General features: G+C 72.8%; 19 protein-coding genes. 6 read left to right on the forward strand and 13 right to left on the reverse strand.

Going from position 1 to position 19,625, the window contains the following annotated elements:
• Nucleotides 1-360 precede the first annotated feature (360 nt).
• The 3 genes from ACWEN6_RS37270 to ACWEN6_RS37280 form a co-directional block, all read right to left on the reverse strand.
• On the reverse strand, nucleotides 361-1,257 hold the full coding sequence (locus ACWEN6_RS37270; RefSeq protein ID WP_452576695.1) for an alpha/beta fold hydrolase: 897 nt from the start codon (nucleotides 1,255-1,257) through the stop codon (nucleotides 361-363).
• A gap of 150 nt (nucleotides 1,258-1,407) precedes the next feature.
• The gene (locus ACWEN6_RS37275; RefSeq protein WP_452576696.1) at nucleotides 1,408-2,373 is read right to left on the reverse strand and encodes an RNA polymerase sigma factor; all 966 of its coding nucleotides are present in this window, start codon (nucleotides 2,371-2,373) and stop codon (nucleotides 1,408-1,410) included.
• 196 nt (nucleotides 2,374-2,569) lie between these two features.
• On the reverse strand, nucleotides 2,570-3,484 hold the full coding sequence (locus ACWEN6_RS37280; protein WP_452576697.1) for an SDR family oxidoreductase: 915 nt from the start codon (nucleotides 3,482-3,484) through the stop codon (nucleotides 2,570-2,572).
• A 247-nt stretch (nucleotides 3,485-3,731) separates the two neighbouring features.
• Between ACWEN6_RS37280 and ACWEN6_RS37285 the strand changes: the two genes are divergently transcribed.
• Entirely contained in the window at nucleotides 3,732-4,154 is a 423-nt protein-coding gene (locus ACWEN6_RS37285; RefSeq protein WP_452576698.1) for a hypothetical protein, read from the forward strand.
• Nucleotides 4,151-5,125: an LLM class flavin-dependent oxidoreductase gene (locus ACWEN6_RS37290; protein WP_452576699.1), complete on the forward strand. Its 975-nt coding sequence runs from the start codon at nucleotides 4,151-4,153 to the stop codon at nucleotides 5,123-5,125. Before ACWEN6_RS37285 ends, ACWEN6_RS37290 begins: the two co-directional genes overlap by 4 nt.
• Here the strand turns inward: ACWEN6_RS37290 and ACWEN6_RS37295 are convergent.
• The 4 genes from ACWEN6_RS37295 to ACWEN6_RS37310 all read right to left on the reverse strand — a co-directional run bounded on the left by ACWEN6_RS37295 (nucleotide 5,076) and on the right by ACWEN6_RS37310 (nucleotide 8,074).
• Entirely contained in the window at nucleotides 5,076-5,564 is a 489-nt protein-coding gene (locus ACWEN6_RS37295; RefSeq protein WP_452576700.1) for a hypothetical protein, read from the reverse strand. The two genes, ACWEN6_RS37290 and ACWEN6_RS37295, sit on opposite strands and share 50 nt — an antisense overlap.
• 108 nt (nucleotides 5,565-5,672) lie before the next feature.
• On the reverse strand, nucleotides 5,673-6,923 hold the full coding sequence (locus ACWEN6_RS37300) for a hypothetical protein (protein WP_452576701.1): 1,251 nt from the start codon (nucleotides 6,921-6,923) through the stop codon (nucleotides 5,673-5,675).
• A gap of 38 nt (nucleotides 6,924-6,961) precedes the next feature.
• The gene (locus ACWEN6_RS37305; RefSeq protein WP_452576702.1) at nucleotides 6,962-7,510 is read right to left on the reverse strand and encodes an RNA polymerase sigma factor; all 549 of its coding nucleotides are present in this window, start codon (nucleotides 7,508-7,510) and stop codon (nucleotides 6,962-6,964) included.
• A 78-nt stretch (nucleotides 7,511-7,588) separates the two neighbouring features.
• The gene (locus ACWEN6_RS37310; protein ID WP_452576703.1) at nucleotides 7,589-8,074 is read right to left on the reverse strand and encodes a MarR family winged helix-turn-helix transcriptional regulator; all 486 of its coding nucleotides are present in this window, start codon (nucleotides 8,072-8,074) and stop codon (nucleotides 7,589-7,591) included.
• A 113-nt stretch (nucleotides 8,075-8,187) separates the two neighbouring features.
• On the opposite strand from ACWEN6_RS37310, the gene ACWEN6_RS37315 reads away from it, so the two are divergent.
• The 3 genes from ACWEN6_RS37315 (at nucleotide 8,188) to ACWEN6_RS37325 (ending at nucleotide 12,734) form a co-directional block, all read left to right on the forward strand.
• The gene (locus ACWEN6_RS37315; protein WP_452576704.1) at nucleotides 8,188-10,287 is read left to right on the forward strand and encodes an MMPL family transporter; all 2,100 of its coding nucleotides are present in this window, start codon (nucleotides 8,188-8,190) and stop codon (nucleotides 10,285-10,287) included.
• A gap of 594 nt (nucleotides 10,288-10,881) precedes the next feature.
• The gene (locus tag ACWEN6_RS37320; protein WP_354853020.1) at nucleotides 10,882-11,589 is read left to right on the forward strand and encodes a GAF and ANTAR domain-containing protein; all 708 of its coding nucleotides are present in this window, start codon (nucleotides 10,882-10,884) and stop codon (nucleotides 11,587-11,589) included.
• Nucleotides 11,590-11,648: 59 nt separating this feature from the next.
• A complete protein-coding gene (locus ACWEN6_RS37325) occupies nucleotides 11,649-12,734 on the forward strand; it encodes a quinone-dependent dihydroorotate dehydrogenase (RefSeq protein WP_452576705.1) in 1,086 nt (361 codons plus the stop codon).
• Nucleotides 12,735-12,758: 24 nt separating this feature from the next.
• Here the strand turns inward: ACWEN6_RS37325 and ACWEN6_RS37330 are convergent, their stop codons facing one another.
• From ACWEN6_RS37330 to ACWEN6_RS37345, 4 genes are all read right to left on the reverse strand, one after another.
• A complete protein-coding gene (locus ACWEN6_RS37330; protein ID WP_452576706.1) occupies nucleotides 12,759-14,408 on the reverse strand; it encodes a beta-N-acetylhexosaminidase in 1,650 nt (549 codons plus the stop codon).
• Nucleotides 14,409-14,482: 74 nt separating this feature from the next.
• Nucleotides 14,483-15,355 carry an N-acetylmuramoyl-L-alanine amidase gene (locus ACWEN6_RS37335; RefSeq protein WP_452576707.1) on the reverse strand — a complete coding sequence of 291 codons (873 nt, stop codon included), beginning with the start codon at nucleotides 15,353-15,355 and terminating at the stop codon, nucleotides 14,483-14,485.
• A 107-nt stretch (nucleotides 15,356-15,462) separates the two neighbouring features.
• The gene (locus ACWEN6_RS37340; protein ID WP_354853027.1) at nucleotides 15,463-15,711 is read right to left on the reverse strand and encodes a hypothetical protein; all 249 of its coding nucleotides are present in this window, start codon (nucleotides 15,709-15,711) and stop codon (nucleotides 15,463-15,465) included.
• Between the two features lie 134 nt (nucleotides 15,712-15,845).
• Nucleotides 15,846-16,934, reverse strand: coding sequence for a LacI family DNA-binding transcriptional regulator (locus tag ACWEN6_RS37345; RefSeq protein ID WP_354929259.1), 1,089 nt, complete (start codon nucleotides 16,932-16,934; stop codon nucleotides 15,846-15,848).
• 235 nt (nucleotides 16,935-17,169) lie between these two features.
• On the opposite strand from ACWEN6_RS37345, the gene ACWEN6_RS37350 reads away from it, so the two are divergent.
• Nucleotides 17,170-17,796, forward strand: coding sequence for a TetR/AcrR family transcriptional regulator (locus ACWEN6_RS37350; RefSeq protein ID WP_354853030.1), 627 nt, complete (start codon nucleotides 17,170-17,172; stop codon nucleotides 17,794-17,796).
• A 391-nt stretch (nucleotides 17,797-18,187) separates the two neighbouring features.
• Here ACWEN6_RS37350 and bldC read toward each other — a convergent pair whose 3' ends face one another.
• Nucleotides 18,188-18,391 (reverse strand): developmental transcriptional regulator BldC, encoded by a 204-nt coding sequence (gene bldC / locus ACWEN6_RS37355; protein ID WP_013133571.1) that lies wholly within the window; start codon nucleotides 18,389-18,391, stop codon nucleotides 18,188-18,190.
• A 320-nt stretch (nucleotides 18,392-18,711) separates the two neighbouring features.
• Entirely contained in the window at nucleotides 18,712-19,590 is an 879-nt protein-coding gene (locus ACWEN6_RS37360) for a hypothetical protein (protein WP_452576708.1), read from the reverse strand.
• Nucleotides 19,591-19,625: the final 35 nt, after the last annotated feature.

Genomic DNA, 19,625 nt, shown 5'->3' on the forward strand with positions numbered 1-19,625 from the left:
AGTTCCGCAAGGGAAGCTTCGACGACTTCCGCATCCGCGTCGGCGAGGGCTACCGCGGCCACTACGACTGGGGCCAGTACCGCAACTTCTTCTAAGCCACTTCCTCCCGACCACCCACCGCGGCTCTTCCGAGACCGGCGGCCGCCGTCCCGCGGCAGGCCAGAGCCGGTGAGCGCGGCCGGACACTCCGGATCGGGTGATCCCACCGTGGACCCCCGGCGCCCCACGCGCCGGGGGTCCACCCGCATGCCGGAGCGCCGCCGTCCTGAACGCCACGCCGCTGCCACATGCGCGGCGTCCAGGACGGGCCGGTCTCGCGGGCGCCCGCCGCCTGGCGATCGGCCCGCCGCCGGTGGACGGTCAGCGTTCGGCCTGTGCCGATTCCCGGACGAAGCCGGCGACCGCGCGGATGAACGCCTCGGGTTCTTCCAGGTGTCCCATATGGCCGCTGTCGGGCAGGACGGTGAGGCGCGAGCCGGGGATGCCGTCGTGCAGCATCCTGGCCCAGCGGGTGCCGCAGATGAAGTCGTGGGCTCCGGCGACGACCAGCGTGGGGATCGCGATCGAGCCGAGCGCGTCCCGCACGTCGAACGGCGCCGGCTCCTCCCCGCGCATCGGGTCGATCCATGCGCGCAGACCGTCCCGCATCGGCGCGAGCGCCTCCGCGTGGGCCCAGTAGTCGGCGAAGTAGAGCGGCAGGATCCGGCGGAGCGAGGTCGTGTAGTCCTCGTCGGTGGCGGCGGCCAGCGCCTCCTGGAAGGCGCCGGGAACGCCGGACGCCTCCGGCCGGCCGGGGTGGAGTTCGGGGAACCGGCCGACCTCCGCCATCGCGGCGCCCCAGAACTCCTCCCCGGTGACCGGCGACGTGCCGAACAGGATCAGGCCGGCGACCCGGTCGGGGTGGTCCAGCGCGTACCGCTGCGCGACGAACCCACCGTGCGAGTGCCCGAGCACGAAGACCCGCGGCGCGCCGAGGTACTCGATCACCCCGTGCAGGAACCGCGCGTAGACCTCCAGCCGATAGTCGCGCGGATCGGCGAGGCGGCCGGAGTCCCCGGTTCCGACCGGTTCCAGGTAGACCATGGTCAGATGCCGTTCCAGGGCCGGCACGCGCAGGTACTCCCAGGCGATGCCCGGCCCGCCCGAGTGCGCCACGCACACGGGCCCGGAGCCGGCGACGTGGAACACCTGCCGCACCCCGTCGACGACGATCTCATGCGTTCCCCGCGCGAGCGCGCCGGTGGCGGTGGAAACCATCCTTCTTCTCCCCACGATCATGGCCCGGCGGAACCGGGCCTCAGCGAGATCACGGACCCGGCCTCCCGGCCGGCCCGTGCCAACACCGACCGGATGCGCCGGCCGGGGGAGAAGTTCGGTCTCCCGCCGGCTTTTTTCACAGAGCCTGGTTCAGGCGGCCGAAGGGCCGGAGCCAGGGGTGGGGTCGGCGGGGCGGGGGTGGAACAGGCGCAGGCGCCGGACCCGGCCGCCGCGCAGGACGTGCAGCCACACCACGCCGGGCGGGCAGTGGGCGGGGTCGTCCGGCGGGCTGATCAGGTCGGCCTCCCAGATCGTCAGGTCCCGGCCGGCCACCACGTTGGCGATGCGCTGGCGAACGCCGTGCGCGAGGTCGGTCTCCATGCCGCGCAGCGCGAACGCGCGATCGTCCCTCGCGCGTTCGCCGTTGGGGCCGATGAACTCGACGTCGGGCCGCCAGTGCTCCCTGATGACCCCGGCGAAGCCGCCCCGCTGCGCCGCCGCCAGCATCTCCTCGGCCTCCCGCCGGCGCGCCCTGGTGAAAGCGGCGGAGTCGTCGTGCGCCAGGTCGGCCGTGCGCCGCAGCGCCTCGGCCAGTTTGGCCCTGGCCTGGCTGAGCCGGCTGCGGACGGTGCCGACGGGCACGCCGCACAGCGCGGCGATCTGCTCGTAGGACGACACGTCGCTGAAGTGGCGCAACAGTGCCACCAGGCGCACCGGTTCGGACAGCTCGTCCAGCGCGTGCCAGATCCAGTCGCGCAGCGCGCGGTCCTGCAGAAGATCCTCCGGCGTCGGCTCGGCCGACGGCAGGCCCAGGGTCTCCATGTCGTCCACCGGCACGGCGCGGGTCTCCCGCAGGCGCATGCGACAGCCGTTGCGGACGATCGCCCGCAGCCACGGGCCGACGGCCGCCGGGTCGCGCAACTCGCCGATGCGGCGCATCGCCACCAGCGCGGCGTCCTGGACGACGTCCTCGGCGTCCGGACCGTAGCCGAGCACGCTCAGCGCGACCGCCTTCATGCCGGCCTGGTGCCGGGAGACCAGCAGGCCGAGCGCCGCCGCGTCCCCCGACCGTGCGGCGAGCACGAGTTCGACATCTGACTCCGCCTCGGGCAGCACACCGCTCTCCTTTCCGTGGCCCCGGACGCCCCGCCCACCGGATGCGGCGCCCCACCGGAAAGTTCGATGTCCGCCGGATTCTCCCCCGATCTCGACCCCGCCATCGAACCGGCGTGCGGTGTCCCCCGGCCCACGCGGCGACCAGAAAGACACCCTACCTGCGCAAAGCGCTGAGGGGTCTGACGGCCGCCAGGGGTCAGCGGTAGCCGGTGGGGTCGGCTGCTCGGCCCTGGTCCTGGACCTCCACGAGGTAGCGCCAGGCGTCGGGACGGCTGCCGTCCAGGTCGGTGAAGCCGTAGACCTGGGCCAGCCCGCCGCTGGACAGCGAGGCGCCGTTCCAGCGCGCGACGCCGGGGTCGGCGGCCAGCGCCACGACCGCCCGGCCGGTGTAGGCGGGCGTCTCGGAGATGGCGAAGTGCGGCTCGACCGACAGCGCGTCCCGCCAGTTCGCCTCGGTGACGCCGAAGTTGTCCAGCATGATCTCGGAACGCATCCACCCCGGGCTGAGCGCCACGGCGGTCGAGCCGTAGGGGGCCAGCTCTTTGGCCTGCGCGAACGCCATGCGGATCACCGAGGTCTTGGCGAGGTCGTAGAAGAAGGAGACGCGGTAGTTCTCGGCGTTGTACTCGGCGGTGCCGTCGGTGATCTCGACGACCAGGCCGCCGGGGTTCCTGATCATCAGGGGCAGGGCGTGGTGGCTGGTGACGATGTGGGTGTCGATCGCCAGCCGCAGGATGTGCAGGCCGGTGTCCAGCGAGTGCTCCCACAGCCTCTGATCCCAGCTGAACAGCTTTTCGCCGCCCCAGATGTTGTTGACCAGCACATCGAGCCGGCCCCGCTCGCGGTCGATGCGCTCGACCAAAGCCTTCACCTGGTCGGACTCCAGGTGGTCGACCTGAACCGGGATCGCCTCGCCGCCGGCGGCCGCGACCAGCTCGGCGGTCTCTTCGATGGTCTCGGACCGGTCGATCTCGGACCGCCGGCCGCGCGTGCTGCGGCCGGTCGCGTACACCGTGGCGCCGGCGGCGCCGAGTTCGACCGCGATGGCCCGCCCCGCTCCGCGCGTCGCCCCCGCGACCAGGGCCACCTTCCCGCTCAAGCTCTTACTCATGCCCTCGATCGTGGCAGTCCCCACCGACATTTCCCGGCGGCCCCCCGGCGCGTCCTGGGCGGCGCCGCCGGCCGCCCGGTCATTCCCCGGACGGAATTGCCGGGCCCCGGCCCGCTCTCCGACGATTCCCGGGTACCGCGAACGCCCTGGGCCTCCCGGGTACCGCCGAACGGCCCGCGGGCTTCCCGGGTGCCGCGAGTTCCCGGGCTTCCCGGGTGCCGTGAACAGCATTGGACAAGGAGCAGAAGTGATCGACATCGATGTGCGCGACCTGGCCGGACGATACGTCGCCATGTGGAACGAGCCGGATCCGGAGGCGCGCCGCAAGGCCGTGCGAGAGCTGTGGGCCGAAGGCGGCGCCCACCTCCTCCAGCCGCCCCAGGAGATGCGCGAGGCCGCCGCCGGCCTGGGCTTCGCCTCCAGCGCCCTGGAGGCCCACGGGCACGACGCGATCGAATGGCGGGTGGCGCGGGCCTACGAGGAGTTCGTCGCGCCGGGGGAGTACACCTTCCGCGCGAGGGACGCGGCCGTCCGCCTGCGGGACGTCGTCACCTTCTCCTGGGAGATGGTGACGGTCGGCGGTGGCGAGGCGGTGGGCGGTGGCCTTGAGTTCCTCCGGCTCGACGAGGAGGGCCGCATCGCCGCCGACTACCAGTTCCCGGGCGCATGACCGGGCTCGCCGGCACGCGCATCGGCGTACTGCTGCCCACCAATGCGAGCCAGTGGGCCGACGCCCGGCGGCTGGTGGAGGTCGGCGTCCACGCCGAACGGCTCGGCTTCGACTCGGTGTGGGTCAACGACACCCTCCTCGGCGCGCGGATCGAGCCGCTGGCCATGCTGGCCGCCCTTGCCCCGATGACGGAGCGGGTGACGCTCGGCACGGCGGCGCTGCTGCCCGCCTTCCGCCGTCCGGTCACCGCCGCGCAGGAGCTGGCCTCGGTCGACCACCTGTCGGCCGGCCGGCTGGTCGTGGCCGTCGGCGCGGGCTTCCCCGGCCGCTCCGAGCCGGAGTACGCCGTGTCGGAGGTGCCCTGGCAGCGCCGCTTCGCCCGCCTGGACGACACGGTGGCCCTCTGGCGGGCCCTGTGGTCGGGCGGGCGGAGCTTCCACGGCCGGGTGCTGCGCCTGGCGGAGCTGCCGGAGTCCACGCCGCCGTACCGGCCGGGCGGGCCGCCGATCTGGCTGGCCGGCGCGAGCCCGTCGGCGCTGGAGCGCACCGGCGGGCTCTACGACGGCTGGCTGCCCTACCCGCCCGACGTCGGCGGCTACCGGACGGGCCTGGCGGCGGTCCGGCGGGCCGCCGAGGCGGCGGGCCGCGACCCCGGCGCCCTCACCCCGGCGCTGTTCGTCACCGTGCTGGTCACCGACGATCCCGAGCGGGGTGAGCGGGAGCTCTCCGCCTACTGCCAGGCGACCTACGGCCGGCCGTACGAGCTGGTGCGGACCATCCAGCTCATGGTCGCCGGACCGGTCGAGCGGGTGGCCGCGACGCTGGCGCGTTACGCGGAGGCGGGCGCGCGGCACGTGGTGTGCCGCGTCGCCGCCTCCTCGGTGGACGAGCAGCTCCGCCAGATGGAGTCGCTCGCCGCGCTCACTTCGACAGGTACAGCGTCTTCCACGTCCCCGCGTACAGGCAGTTGAGCGAGGGCTTGGCGGCCTTGGGCTCCGAGCAGACCTTCAGCTCGACCTGGTAGACGTTCCGGTAGCGCAGGGAGAAGGGCTTGGGGGAGCCGTAGGAGCAGTCGCGGACGCTCTGCTCCTTGAAGGGCAGGTTCCCCGTGCTGTTGCGGTAGGTGATACGGAAGACCGCCCAGCCGCACGCCGCCTTGCGGGTGAGGTCGGAGACCTTGCCGGAGATCTTCACGGTCGCGGCGACCGGGATGTCCGCGTGGTCCTCACCCGTGGCGGTGAGGGAGCCGAGGGCCTTGGCGGCGTGCGACGGAGCGTAGTAGGAGCCCCAGGTCCTGGTGTGGGCGGCGACCGCGTCCGACGAGCCGGCCTCGGCGTCGGCGGCGAGGGGAGCGAGCGCGACGAAAGCGGAGGCGATGGCCAGGCCGGTCAGGGTGCGGGTGATCCTCATCGGAGGCGGTCCTTTCTGTTCGTGATGACCGCAGTGTGCTCGGGTTCGCTTGCACCTCCCTTGATCCCGCGCTGCAATCGGATAGCACCCCTGGACGTGCCGGTGTTCTCAGCGGCGCGGACGCTCGCCGAGGCGGTCCACCCAGGCCATGTCCTCGTAGGCGACGCGCAGGAGCGGCGTGCCGCTCCCCTTCTCGGTGACCTCGTACTGCAGAACCCGCGACGTCGTGGCGTCGAGGACCAGCCGGTAGCCGATCGCGTCCTTCTCGCCGTCGTCCCCCGGCCCGCTCGCCGAGAGCGCGACACCGGCGCGCCCCAGGGCGTCGGTGACCTGGCCCTCGGACACCAGGCCCTGCTCCCCGGCGAGCACGCGGAACAGGGCCGACCGCGTCCCCGGGGTGATCGGCGCCGTCAGCAGGTCCAGGCCGGTCTGCCACAGGTAGAGGGAGTACGTGGTGTCCTCGGGCCGGTCGGCGGCGTTCCGCCGGTACAGCTCGCGCAGCCGGCCGGCGAGCGCGTCGGCGTCGGCCGGCAGCCGTGACACGTTGCGGATGGTCAGCTGCGGGTTGCCGATGGACAGCACCAGATCCAGGTCGTCGTCCTGGCTCCGCGGCCTGTCCTGCGTGAGCCTGGGCGATCCCATCCGCTTCCACTTCTCCTCGTCGGCCGGGGAGGCGAAGACGACCCTGCCCTGCTTGTCACGCATGGTGCGGTTGTGGTCGCCTTTCTCGCGGGCCCGCCAGGACTCCTGCGTCTCCTCGGTGAGGGCGGCGAACGGCACGGCCGCGGACGACGCGGCGGTCCGCTTCAGTTCGGTGACCCTGCGTTCGAAGTCCTCGGTGTAGGCCTTCAGCCGTCCGGGGTCCCCGGCCAGTTCGCGCCGCTTGGCCTGCAGCTCGGCCGCCAGCGCCTTCATCGCGGTCTCGTACCGGCCGGGGATCTCCCGGACCTTCTGGGCGACGCGCTCGCGGGTGTACCAGTAGCGGCCCGACGCGGCCGGCGCGCGCTCCGCGGTCGCGGCGGCGGCCAGCAGGACCGAGCGGGCGCCCAGGAGGGGCGAGGCGGTGGCGCCGGCCGTCGCGGACGCGGACGGCGGGCCCGGGCGGGCGGGCGGCGCGGCCAAGCGCGGGACGACGATCGTCGCGGCGGCGAGCCCGGCGGCGGTGGCGCCGGCGACCAGCAGGAGCGGGCGGCCGGGCGCCGGGACGCGGCGGAACGGCCGCCGGGCGGGCGGGGCGCCGGCCGTGCGGGGGGCGCCGAGCGCGCGGGCCAGGTCGGCGGCGCGGCGGCGGTGGTAGGTCTCCTCGGTCAGTTCGTCGATCACGGCGGGCTTGAGCCGGGCGAACATGCGGTCGGTCACGTCGTGCTCCTTGTGCGGGCGTGCTGAGGGGTGCGGCATCAGGCCTCTTCCAGGAACCGACCATGGGCGGCGCGCGGGTGCGGACGCGCGGGCGGCTCGGCGCGCAGTGCCTTGCGCAGGCGCTTGCGCGCGCGGTGGAGCCGGACGTTGTAGGTGCGGGTCGAGCAGCCCATGACGGCCGCGGCCTGGTCGGGCGGCAGCCCGTGCCAGGTGGCGAGCGCCAGCGCCTCCACGTCCTGCTCGGGCAGCGAGGCCAGCACGGCGAGCGCGGCCTCCCTGTCCACGACGTGCTCGGCGACGTCCCAGCTCTGGTGCTCCTGCGCGGTCGTGAGGGCCGCGACGCGCTCGACCAGCGCCCGGCGCCGGTGGCCGGAGTCGCGCTGCTTGGCGAGCAGGTTGCGTGCGACGCCGAGCAGCCAGGGCAGCGGCGGCTCGGGCAGCTCCTCCAACCGTCTCCACGCGATCAGGAAAGTCTCGCTGGAGACGTCCTCCGCGACGGCGTGCTCGGCGCGCAGCAGGGCGTAGCCCAGGACGCTCCGGTAGTGCCGGTCGTAGAGGTCGGTGAATCGTTCTTCGGGATCGTCCACGACCAGTAGTCCCTCCAGACGGCCCCCGATTACCGTCCCTGCGCGAGAACCTGTGCGACGCGGCCGCGTGGAGGGACCTCAGTCGACGGCGGACGCGCCGCGGGCGGCGACGGAGGCCCGGATGCTGCAGGTGAGGAAGCGGTGGATCACCTGGCGCTCCGCGTCGCTGAACTCCTCCAGCGAGGCCGACAGGTGCCGGGCGAGTGGAGTGAAGAAGTCCTTGGCCAGGGCGACGGCCTGGGCCTGCAGGGTCAGCTCGACCTTGCGGCGGTCGGTCTCGCTGCGTGTGCGCTGGACGTGGCCGGCCTGCTCCAGCCGGTTCAGCAGCGCGGTGGTCGCGGGGGCGCTGAGGTTGAGCGCGGCGCCGAGGGCGCCGGGGGTGAGGGGCCGTCCGTCGCGGGCCGCGTCCATGATGACCACGACGGCGTTCAGGTCGGTGCGGTGCAGGCCGTGGTCCACGGCGAACCGTTCGACGAACCGGTCCAGCTCCACGTTGAGCCGCCGCATCATGGTGATCAGCTCAAGAGGGCTCGCGGCGTCGCCGCCGGGCTGGTCTGCCCTCACGATGGCCTCCTTGTCGTCGCGTGCGCGGGCGGTTGCCGGGGAGCTCCTCGCGACCTAATCTTTCCATCGTAGAAATATTCCACCACATAAACGACTGCGATGGGACGACCGCGATGAGACGACCAGAGCATATGGGCTGGACGGCGCTGTGGGGTGCCCGTGGCAAGTGGGCGACGCTGGCGGTGACCCTGCTGCTGTCGGGGCTGGCGCTCGCGTTCGGCGGCGCGGCCGAGGTCGACACCGACCCGGCCGCCGCCCTGCCCAAGGGGGCCGAGTCGGCGACCGTGGTCCGCCTGCGGCAGGAGCTGCCCAGCGGCCAGGTGCTGCCCGCCCTCGTCGTCTACAGCCGCGATGGCGCGCTGACCGGCCAGGACCGGGCCGCCGTCGGCTCCGACGCCCGCGAGCTGGCGGCGTTGGCCGTCGGCGGGCGGACGCCGCCGCCCGTCTACTCCGGCAAGGGCGACGTCGCTCTGCTCACCGTGCCGCTGGCCGGGGACCTGTCGAACGCCCGGCTGGCCGAGGTGGTCGGCAAGATCCGGGCCGTGGGCCGGGACGGGCTGCCCCCGGGGGCGCGCGTCGAGGTGACCGGAGGGGCGGGCTTCCAGGTCGACCTGGCCGCGGTCTTCCAGGGCGCCGACATCACCCTGCTCGCCGTCACGGCGGCGGTGGTCGCGCTGCTGCTCCTGCTGACCTACCGCAGCCCCTGGCTGTGGCTGGTGCCGCTGAGCGTGATCGGCGTGGCCGACCAGGTCGCGGCCAAGGTCGTCGCCGTCCTGACCCGCACCACCGGGCTGACCGTGGACGACTCCACCCTCGGCATCACCTCGGTGCTGGTGTTCGGCGCGGGCACCAACTACGCCCTGCTGCTCATCGCCCGCTACCGCGAGCAGCTCCGCCTGCACGGTGACCGGCACGCGGCCATGACCGGCGCCGTCCGCTCGGCCGCGCCCGCCATCCTGGCCAGCTCCGCCACCGTGACCCTCGCCCTCGGCACGCTCGCCTTCGCGCTCTCGCCGTTCAACAGGGGCATCGGCGCGGCGGGGGCGATCGGCATCGTCACCGCCGTGGCCTACGCCCTGCTGGTGCTGCCCGCCGCCATGGTGTGCTTCGGCCGCGGGCTGTTCTGGCCGTTCGCGCCGAAGGCCGGGCAGGACGACCCGGCGCGTACCGGGCCGTGGGCGCGCGTCGGCGGCGCGGTCGCACGGCGCCCGGCCCTGATGGCCGCCGTCAGCCTGGGCCTGCTCGCCGTGCTCGCCGCCGGGACGTTCGGCGTGCGCAGCGGCCTGGCGCAGACCGAGCGCTTCCGCGACCGGGTGGAGGCCATCGCCGGCCAGGAGACCCTGGCCCGCGGCTTCCCCGCGGGCAGCGCGCAGCCCGTGGTGATCATCTCCCGGACGGCCGCCGCCGAGCAGGTGCGGGCCGCGGCCGCCGGCATCCCGGGGAGCCCCCGGGTCACGATCGTGGAGAGAACGCCTCAGTACACGCGGGCTGAGGCGGTGCTCGCGGCCGAGCCGGGCACCGAGCGGAGCTTCGCGGCGATCAGGGCCATGCGCGCGGCCGTCCACGCCGTGCCCGGAGCGCAGGCGGTGGTCGGCGGCCCCGAGGCCTCCGATCTCGACGACCGCGACGCCGCCGCCCGTGACCAGCGGCTGGTCATCCCGCTGGTGCTGGCCGTGGTGCTGCTGGTGCTGCTGGCCCTGCTGCGGTCGGTGGTGGCGGCGGTGACCTTGGTGCTGACGGTCGTCGCCAGCTTCGCCGCGGCCTTCGGCGCGGGATGGTTCGCCTTCACCCACTTCTTCGGCTTCCCCGCCCTCGACCTCAGCGTGCCGCTGCTGAGCTTCCTGTTCCTCGTGGCGCTCGGCGTCGACTACAACATCTTCCTGACCACGCGGGCCAGGGAGGAGACGCCGGAGCTCGGCACCAGGGGCGGCATCGTCGCGGCGCTCGCGGTCACCGGCGGCGTGATCACCAGCGCCGGGATCCTGCTCGCCTCGGTGTTCGCCGTGCTGGGCGTGCTCCCGTTGATCACCCTCACCCAGATCGGGGTCATCGTCGGCTTCGGTGTCCTGCTGGACACGCTGCTGGTGCGCAGCGTGCTCGTCCCGGCCCTGGTGACCCTGCTGGGCGAGCGGTTCTGGTGGCCCGGCACGCCGGGGCGGACGGCGCCCGAGGCCGGCCGCGAGGGCCACGTCCACGAGGCGTCCGTCCGGTGACGGTCCACCGGCCGCCCCGGTGAGATCCGCGGCCCCTGACGGTTCATGGGCCGGCCGGCGAGCCCGGCCGCCCCAATACAGGGCACCACCTCCCCCCCGACGTGGACGAGGTGGTGCCCTGTCTTGCGTAGGCTGAACAGGAGCCCCGCGTCGCGGTACGCGGGCGGCGCGAGCCGCACGAGCCGCGACGGGCGCATCGGCCACGATGATTCTTTCCACCAGGTGTGCGAACCACTTGGCTCTAGTCATCGCGCCGCACTACGCTTTGCCGCAGATCATTCCGCCCTGTGTCCGCGGAGCTTCCTCATATGGAGGTGGCACCGCCATTGGCACCGGCGTTGACCATGTCAAGCGCGCTGAGGCTCCGCATGCCGTCGGCCGCGCTCGTCGATCATTCCCGTCCGTCAGACGGTGTGTTCGGCGTACCTGATTCCCGCTCCGGACCGCCACGCCGTCCGGGAATTTCGGGTTGTCGCTCTTCGGCGTCCGCGAAAGCTGGACTGTTGTGCCCGATTTCGGGCAGAAGCAATGCGAAAACGCATGCCTCTCCATGACCGCGCCGGCGCAGGGGCGAAGGTAACAAGAGGATGGGAAATGACACGTATAGATCCGGAGGCTCTGGTCGCAAGCCTCAGAGGGGTGCAGAAGGCCTCGGAGGCGACCGGGGTCGTGCACCACTTGGAACGCATCGTGCGCGTGGTGGACCGGCTGTTCGGCTACGCCGGCGCGGGTCTGATGTTCGCCGACGAGGGCAAGGCGTTGCGTTACCTGGTGACCACGGACGAGGCCGGCAAAAGCCTGGAGCATGCCCAGGCCGCCGTGGGCCACGGGCCGTGTGTGTCGGCGTTCTTCACCAACGCCGCGGTGACCACCTATGACGTCCAGAAGGACGAGCGATGGCCCGACCTCGCCGAGTTGTTGCATCCCAGCGTGCGCGCGGTCGCGGGCGTGCCCGTGCGGCTCGGGGACGGCCCGGTGGGCACGCTCAACGTGTACCAGGCCGAACCGCACGACTGGGAGGAGTCCGACACCCAGGCCTTGCTCGCCTACGCCCACGTCATAGAAGAGGTGCTGGCCGCCGCGGTCAAGGCCGAGGAGAAGAGCGCGCTGGCCGATCAGCTCCAATACGCGCTGGACTACCGCATCGTCATCGAACGGGCGATCGGCTACCTCATGGGCAAGCACGACCTGACGGCGGCCCAGGCGTTCACCGGCCTGCGCAAGCGTGCCCGTGACAGCCGCCGCCGCGTCGCCGACCTGGCCGCCGAGATCCTGGGCGAGCAGACGCCTCCGGGAGGCTGAGCGTCCGGCCGGCCCCGGCCGGACGCCGGCCGGGCCGAACCCGGATACCCTGGGCGGTGATGTATCGACTGCTCTTCGCGCTGGTGCTCCGCAGGCTCGACGCCGAGAAGGCGCACCACCTGACCATCCGCGCGCTCCGGGTCCTCTCGCTCGCCCCCGTCGTGAAGCGCCGGCTCCACCGAAGGCTGGCGCCGCGCGACGAGGCGCTGCGCGTTCAGGCGTTCGGCGTGCACTTCCCCAGCCCCTTCGGGCTCGCGGCCGGGTTCGACAAGGACGCCGCGTGCGTCGAGGGGCTGGCCGCCTTCGGCTTCGGCCACGTCGAGGTCGGCACGATCACCGCCCACGCCCAGCCGGGCAACCCGCGCCCGCGGCTGTTCCGGCTGGTCTCCGACCGGGCCGTCGTCAACCGCATGGGGTTCAACAACCGCGGCGCCGAGCACGCCGCGCGCCGGCTGGGCCGCCCGCGGAGCCTGCCGGTCGTGGTGGGGGTCAACATCGGCAAGACCAAGGTCATCCCCCCCGAGCTCGCCGTGCGCGACTACGTCGCGAGCGCCCGCAGGCTCGCCCCCCTCGCCGACTACCTGGTGGTGAACGTCAGCTCGCCCAACACCCCCGGCCTTCGCGACCTGCAGGCCGTCGAGGTGCTGCGCCCGCTGCTGACGCAGGTGCGGCGGGCCGCGGGGCGCACGCCGCTCCTGGTCAAGATCGCGCCCGACCTGGCCGACGACGACATCGACGCCGTCGCCGACCTCGCCGTCGAGCTGGGGCTCGCGGGCATCATCGCCACCAACACCACCATCGGCCGCGAAGGGCTGTCCGACGCCGAGGCGGCCGGCGCGGCGCAGGCGGGCGGCCTGTCCGGGCGTCCGCTCAAGGCGCGCTCGCTGGAGGTGCTGCGCAGGCTGTACGCCCGCGTCGGCGACCGGCTGGCGCTGGTGTCGGTGGGCGGCGTGGAGAGCGTCGACGACGTGTGGGAGCGGCTGCTGGCCGGCGCCACCCTCGTCCAGGGCTACACCGCGATGATCTACGAGGGGCCGTTGTGGGCCTGGCGGATCAACCGGGGGCTCGCCCGCCGGATGCGCCGCCACGGCTATTCCACCGTCGGTGAGCTGGTCGGCCGCGTCGGCCGCGAGCGGGCCGCCTGACACCCTGACGGTGAGGGGCGGCGGTCAGCCCAGGCTGGGGCGGGTGGAGTCGGCCTCGTGGGTCATCTCCGCAAGGCGCCGCATGACCTCCGCCACCGGCACCGCCCCGGGACGGTGCCGCCGGTCGCCCGTGCCGCCGCGCTGCCACGGCCTCGGACCATCCACGGGCCGGTACTCCACGCCGTAGGCGTCCAGCCGGGAAAGATGCGCGGGCAGCGCCGCCGCGAAGCCGGCGGCCTGGCCCGACCAGGTGATCTGGGCCAGCGCGCAGCCGCGCGGCCAGGCCCGGTAGTCCAGCGTGCGGCCGTCGGGGATGCGCTCGGTCCACAGCTGGAACTGCGCGCCCAGCACCCGGCCGGCCTCCTGCGGCGTCCACGACGGCGGCACCGGCTCGAACGCCGCGACGTCGGCCACGGTGACCGTGTCGCCGATGGCCACGGGCTCCTCCGGCGAGGCCGCCTCGGCGTAGTCGAAGTACAGCGGGAACACCGGGGTCGCCACGATGTCGTGACCGGCCGCCGCGGCGCGCCGCCCGACGCCCATGCCGCGCCAGGGCATGACGATCGTGTCCGCCCGCAGCTCGCCGCTGACGAACGCCTCGTCCCACACCACCGCGCGGCAGCCGAGGCCGGCCAGCACGTCGGCCAGCTCGCGCAGGAAACGGGCGTGCAGCTCGGCGGGGGTGTCCAGCCCCAGGGACTCGCGGTACGCCGTGATCTCGGCGGAGGACGCCCAGTCGTCCAGAACGCACTCGTCGCCGCCGATGTGGAAGTACGGCACCTCGCCGAGGGCTTGGACGATCTCGGCGAAGACCGCCGCCAGGAACTCCACGGTGCCGGGCAGCGGCGACAGGATCGCCGGGGAGATGCCCCAGCGGTCGAGCACCTCGTGGGAGGCGGCGGGGTCGGCGCCGAGGTGCGGGTAGGCCGCGAGAATGGCCGAGGCGTGGCCGGGCACGTCGATCTCGGGGACGACGGTGACGCCCCTGGCCCGCGCGTAGGCGCCGATCTCGGCCAGGTCGGCCAGGGTGTGGTACCCGCCGTGCGGGGTGCCGTCGAACCGCTGCTCGCCGTGGAAGTGCGCCGTGGTCGTGCGCGCGCGGTGCGAGCCGATCTCGTGCAGCAGCGGGTAGGCCCGGCTCTCGACGCGCCAGCCCTGGTCGTCCGCCAGGTGCAGGTGCAGGCGGTTCAGTTTGTGGACGGCCAGCAGGTCGATCATGCGGAGCACTTCGCGCTTGGGCAGGAAGTGCCGGGACACGTCCAGATGCGCGCCCCGCCAGGAGAACCGCGGCGCGTCCTCGATGTGCACGCAGGGCGCCGTCCACGCCGTGCCCGGCACGGCCGCCGACCGGAACGCCGCCGCGGGGAGCAGTTGGCGCAGCGTCTGCCCGGCGTACAGCGCGCCCGTGGCGTCCCCGGCGATGATGCGGACGGCCTCAGGCGTCACTGTGACGGCGTACGCCTCGGCGGTGAGGTGTTCGTCCCGCTCTACGGTGATAGCGGCCCCAGACGCCGTCTCAGCGCCTCCGGCCGCCCCGGCGAGGTCGAGCACGGCCAGCGCCCGCCGTACGGCGCCGGTGAGCTCCGCGGGGCCTGTCACCAGGTCGCCGGGCGTGAACGCGAACGAGCCGGGAGCGGGGCGCACCAGACGAGGGCCAGGAATCAGATCGACCACTCTCAGATCATGCCATTCCGCTCATGATCGCGCCGAGCTGGGCGGGCGCCGGTCGCCGCGGCGCCGGAAGGACCTCAGCCGAGGTAGCGCTCGAGGCCGTCGACCAGGGAGGCGGCGACGCGCTGACGGAAGCGCGGGTCCCTGAACTTGGCGGCGTCGCCCGCGTTGCGCATGTTGCCGGTCTCGATGAAGACCTTCGGCACGGTGGACAGGTTGAGCCCGCCGAGGTCGCTGCGGAAGTCGAGCGCGCTCTTGCCGATGTAGGTGGAGTACGGCATGCCGGTGCCCTCGTGGTAGGCCGCCCGGAGCGCGAGACCGAGCTTCCTGGACCGGGCCACGACCGGGTCGACCGGCCCGTTGATCTTCTTCGGCATGATGACGTGGAAGCCGTGGCCGGACGCGGGGGCGCCGTCGGCGTGCACCGAGATGGCGGCGCTCGCGTGGGCCTTGTTGCCGATGGCCGCGCGCTGGGTGATGCACGGCCCGACGCCGGAGTTGCCGTCGCGGGTCAGCCGGACGGTGGCGCCCTTGGCCTTCAGTAGTTTGACCATGCGGCTCGCGACGTCCCAGGTGAAGGCGGCCTCGGAGTAGCCGTCGTTGGTGGCGGTGCCCGTGGTGTCGCAGGGCTTCCACTGGGTGAGGACGTTGACCTTCTTGTTGATGACCTCGGGGTGGCGGTAGTTGCCGCCGTTGTGCCCGGGGTCGATGACGATGACCTTGCCCGCGAGGGGACGGGCGGGCGTCGCGGTGTCGGTCGCGGCCCGCGCCGAGGACGCGCCCGGCTCGGCCGACACGCTCTTCAACCGCGCGGTCGCGGGCGCCCCGGAGCTCTGCGCGCCGGAGCTTCGCGCGTCGGCCCCGGTGGCCGCGGCGCCGGTGGCGCCGCACGCCGTGACGCCCAGCCCGCACAGGGCCAGGAGCGATATGGCCATTGCTCGACCGGTCACGTTGATCCCCTTCGCCGACGACCGTCCGCCTCCAACTTACGCGCAACGCCGCGATGGACCGGCCTGTATGCGGCAACCGGCGCGATCGCCCGGGGATCGCCGGAGGATCACCAGGCAGGCTCGCCCAGATTCTGCCTCTGCAGCAGCGCGGCCAGCTCTCTCGCGTCCTCGGCGTCCAGGCCGAGGACGACGCGAGGCCGGCCCCACGGGTGGTCGATGGAATGGGCGACGTAACTGGCGACCGACTCGGTGGCGCCCTCCTGGTCCTTGCCGCGGGCGGCCCGCCAGTGGGCCCACGCACGTTCGAGTTCGGCCGCCGCCCGCTGGGCGCAGGAGACCAGTTCAGGATCACGCATGTCTACCCCCGCTCGGACGCCGGCCGCCCGCTGCCCCCGTGACAGCCGCGGGCCGATGGACCGGTCCGGCGCGCCGGGGCCGGCGCCATGCTACGAGTCAACACGGGGACGGTGCCGATCCCTCGGATGTTGACCTAGCCTTGGGGATCACTTGGAGCCGGGCCGGTGCTGTGCCGCACCACCAGGCGCGGCGTCACCTGGCGCAGCCGCGCGGTCTTGCCCGGGTCGGTGATGCGGTCGCTCAGCAGCGCGGCGGCCGACCTGCCCATCGCCCGTCTCGGCTGGTCGAGCGAGGTGAGCGAGATGTGGTGCACCGCGGCCAGGTGGGTGTTGTCGTACCCGACCACCGACAGGTCCTCCGGGACGCGCAGGCCGAGTTCGCTCGCCGCGACCAGCACCCCGAGGGCGACGATGTCGTTGGCCGCGAAGATCGCCGTGGGCCGGGGGGTACGTTCCAGAAGAGCGCGAGCCGCGCGACGGCCGCCCTCCTCGGTGAAGTCGCCGTGCTCCACCATGATGTGCGGCGCGAGCCCGTGCCTGCGCATCGCGACCAGGTAGCCCTCGCAGCGGAAGCGGGCCGAGGAGGAAGGGGTGCCCTCGATGTGCGCGATGCGCCGGTGGCCCAGCTCGACCAGGTGGTCGACGGCGAGCCGCGCGCCGAGCTGGTCGTCGTCCACGACGATGTCCACGCCGTCGAGGTCCACGTCGCGCTCGCCGACGACGACCGTCGGGGTGTAGGCGGCCGCCTCGGCCAGGGTCTCGCTGGACGGCGCGACGCCGAGCAGCACCAGGCCGTCCACGCGCAGCTCGAGGAACGCCTCGACGGCCTCCTCCTCGAAGGCCGGGTCCCAGCGGCCGCTGCCGATCAGCAGCCGGAGCCCGTCGCCGTGCAGGCTCTCCTGCAACCCGTCGAGGAACTCCGCGTAGAACGGGTTGTGCAGATCGGCGACGAGCGCGCCGACCAGGTGGGTGCGTCCTTCGACGAGGCTGCGCGCGACCGCGTTGGGCCGGTAGCCGAGCTCCCGCGCCGCTTGCAGCACCGCCTCGCGCCGGTGCTCGCTGACATGAGGCGAGCCCCGCAGCACCAGGGAGACCAGCGACTTCGAGACGCCCGCGCGTTCTGCAACGTTCCGGATCGTCGGCCGGGGACGGGGCCCTTGGGCGTCGCCCAGCCCTCCTTCGGCCGTGCCGAGATCGGGACGGTACCGATCGGTCGCCTGCATGGACGGTCCTGACATGGTTCTCCCCACGCTGAGTGGATGTGCACCTGTCAGACCAAACGATCGAGTCGCGTTGAGGGTACGGGTGTGTTGCGCGGCTCGGCAGATGGTCATTTGGGCCGCGTTATCCGGCACCGCCTTCGATAGTGTGCGCATTGTGGGTGCGACATCAAGGGCCCCAGGTGAGCGAGACAGCGCCGATCCTGGTGACGGACGCCCGGTCCGGCGACGACTGAGCGTGGACCGCCGCCGCGAGGAGCTCATGGCCGCCGCGCTGGAGCTGTTCAGCAAGCGTGATGCCGAAGATGTCTCGATCGACGACGTGGCCAGCGCCGCCGGAGCCTCCCGGGCGCTGGTCTACCACTACTTCGGAGGCAAGCAGGAGCTGTACGTCGCCGCGTTGCGCAGTGCGGCGCTGGAGCTGGAGGAGCGGCTGCGGCCCGTGCACGGCGGCACCGCCTTCGAGGAGCTGGCCGCGGGGCTCACCCGCTACTTCGATTTCGTGGAGGACCACGCGGCCGGGTTCGCGGCGTTGCTGCGCGGCGGGCCGGCCAACCGGGCGGGCGAGGTGGGCGAGATCGTCGAGGGGGTCCGCCAGCGCCTGTTCAAGATGATCACCAACCAGTTACGGGTGAGCGAGCCGAGCCCGGCGTTGCGCGCGACGCTGCGGGCGTGGATCGCCTCGGTCGAGACGGCGGGGCTCGACTGGCTGGAGAACCGCGACATCGAACGGCCCGAACTGGAGCGCCTGCTCGTCGAGCAGATGGTGGCGCTGCTGGAGGTCGCCGCCCGTCACGACGGCCGGACCGGCGTGTCGCTCGCGGACTTCCCGGGTGAGGACGGGGGCCGGGAGGCGGAAGAGTAGAGAAATGGGCCGGCGGTTGGCCGGCGGGCCCGGCGTCCGCGCAGGCCTGGGCGGGAAGCCCTGGCGGCATTGTCCGGGCGCGGGGTGCGGGGCCGTTCGAGGGCGGAGCGCGTGCGGGGAACGGTGATAGGGCTTCCGTGCGGTGGAGGCCCTAAATCCGTTTCCCACCGGGACGCACCCGCATGACCGGGTGAGGTGGCGCCGGGCGGGCGGCGCCGCTCACACCGGATCCATGGCCGCGATCGTGGTCGCCCGGACGCGCAGTCGGGGGCATCTCCTCCCCCGGTGGCCCGGGCCGCCTGACGCGATCATGGGTTCTGTGGACGCGCTCACTCACATGTATGACGCGAGCGCGCCGGTTCTCCCCCCTAGGACCTTGGCGGCTTCCGCCTCACTCCGACCGCTGCTGCGGGATGCCCGCGAGCAGCGCACGGACCTCGGTCTCCCGGTAGCGCCGGTGACCGCCAAGGGTGCGGATGGACGTCAACTTGCCCGCCTTCGCCCACCGAGTAACGGTCTTGGGGTCGACGCGGAACATGGTGGCGACCTCCGCCGGGGTGAGCAGTGGCTCGGCCTCGGGTGTACGAGCTGACATTTGTGCGGCCTCTCCTCCGTGGACCGGCGACAGCGATCCTGCGACTTGTGTTGGCGCTTGTCACGGATGTCCCTCAATGATCCATTAGTACGGATTTTTCTGGACCATATGTGGTATCACCCGATGTGACCATACAGCCACGTAGAGCGATTGGCGAGCCCTGTAAGCACAACGCCTTGTCCACGGGTTGATGTCACGCTCGGTGATTCTAGCGACACGTTTCGTGGTATCGCAGTGAAAACGGCAAACTACTCAGTTCGCAGAAGCGAGCTGGTGACTCCCGTTACCTACTTTTGCAGGTCACGTGCATGATTTGCGGTTCAGTTCGCCGATTCGAGGGCTTGTATTGACTTCCAGCGCACGATCACGCGCTGATACATGGCGAAGGCCAGTTCTTCTTGACCCGTGTCCAATCCGGTGAGCGCGGCCGCCAGCTCGGCGGCGGACTGGTCGGACTGCAGCGTGGCGTCGTCCATGAGGTGTACCAGGCCGCCGTAGTCGAGCTCCACCAGCGAGTGCGGGTGGAACTCCTCCAGCCAGCGCCCGACCTCCTCCACCTCGGTGAGCGTGCTCACCTCGCCCACGTGCCGCCGGATGACCACCAGCGCCCGCGCGACCCTGCGCCGGGCCTGGGCCATGGAGGTGACGTAGAGCAGGTTGCGCGCCGGGGCGGTCGTGGTCGGCGCCGCCGGCTCGGTGGCCGGCTCCTCCTGGCGGCCGAGGACGAGCCAGCGCTCGGCCGAGTCGAACGGCACGAACCACGGGGCGGGGATGTGCCAGGTGCTGGTGCGGATGTGCGTCCTCAGTGAGGAGGAGCCGCCCTGCTGCTTGTAGCGGTCGAAGTCGTCGGCCGTCTGCTCGGCGATGGCGCGGGGGACGAAGCGGTCGGCCAGCTTGACCGGGGTGGCGCCGCGGAAGCGGGCGAAGGCCAGCCAGGAGCGCAGCCTGCTCTGCCACGGGCAGACGTACAGCGTCTCCTCGATGCGGCGCAGGTAGGCGTTCAGGCTCTCGCCGCCGGGCGCCGGCAGCGCCGAGACGCCCAGCAGCCGCCGGACGGCCTCCGCGTGCTCGGCCTCCAGGGCGAACGCGCGGCGCGGCCGATCCTTGGAGTCGGCGTAGGCCGCCCAGAAGGCGCGCTCGCGTTCGGCGAACGCGGACAACGGCTCGTAGACGCGGAGATAGGCGGCGTAGGGCAGCACATCTCGAATGGTGCCACGTAGCGGCGAGCGGACGC

It is taken from the genome of Sphaerisporangium sp. NPDC004334 (assembly GCF_053602655.1).

What these genes read in the sequence shown, in the direction of transcription:
- ACWEN6_RS37280 (WP_452576697.1), bottom strand. Translation starts at nt 3,484, where the DNA reads ATGAGTAAGAGCTTGAGCGGGAAGGTGGCCCTGGTCGCGGGGGCGACG.
- ACWEN6_RS37345 (WP_354929259.1), bottom strand. Translation starts at nt 16,934, where the DNA reads ATGCAGGCGACCGATCGGTACCGTCCCGATCTCGGCACGGCCGAAGGA.
- ACWEN6_RS37315 (WP_452576704.1), top strand. Translation starts at nt 8,188, where the DNA reads ATGAGACGACCAGAGCATATGGGCTGGACGGCGCTGTGGGGTGCCCGT.
- ACWEN6_RS37270 (WP_452576695.1), bottom strand. Translation starts at nt 1,257, where the DNA reads ATGGTTTCCACCGCCACCGGCGCGCTCGCGCGGGGAACGCATGAGATC.
- ACWEN6_RS37295 (WP_452576700.1), bottom strand. Translation starts at nt 5,564, where the DNA reads ATGAGGATCACCCGCACCCTGACCGGCCTGGCCATCGCCTCCGCTTTC.
- ACWEN6_RS37320 (WP_354853020.1), top strand. Translation starts at nt 10,882, where the DNA reads ATGACACGTATAGATCCGGAGGCTCTGGTCGCAAGCCTCAGAGGGGTG.
- ACWEN6_RS37290 (WP_452576699.1), top strand. Translation starts at nt 4,151, where the DNA reads ATGACCGGGCTCGCCGGCACGCGCATCGGCGTACTGCTGCCCACCAAT.
- ACWEN6_RS37340 (WP_354853027.1), bottom strand. Translation starts at nt 15,711, where the DNA reads ATGCGTGATCCTGAACTGGTCTCCTGCGCCCAGCGGGCGGCGGCCGAA.
- ACWEN6_RS37325 (WP_452576705.1), top strand. Translation starts at nt 11,649, where the DNA reads ATGTATCGACTGCTCTTCGCGCTGGTGCTCCGCAGGCTCGACGCCGAG.
- bldC (WP_013133571.1), bottom strand. Translation starts at nt 18,391, where the DNA reads ATGTCAGCTCGTACACCCGAGGCCGAGCCACTGCTCACCCCGGCGGAG.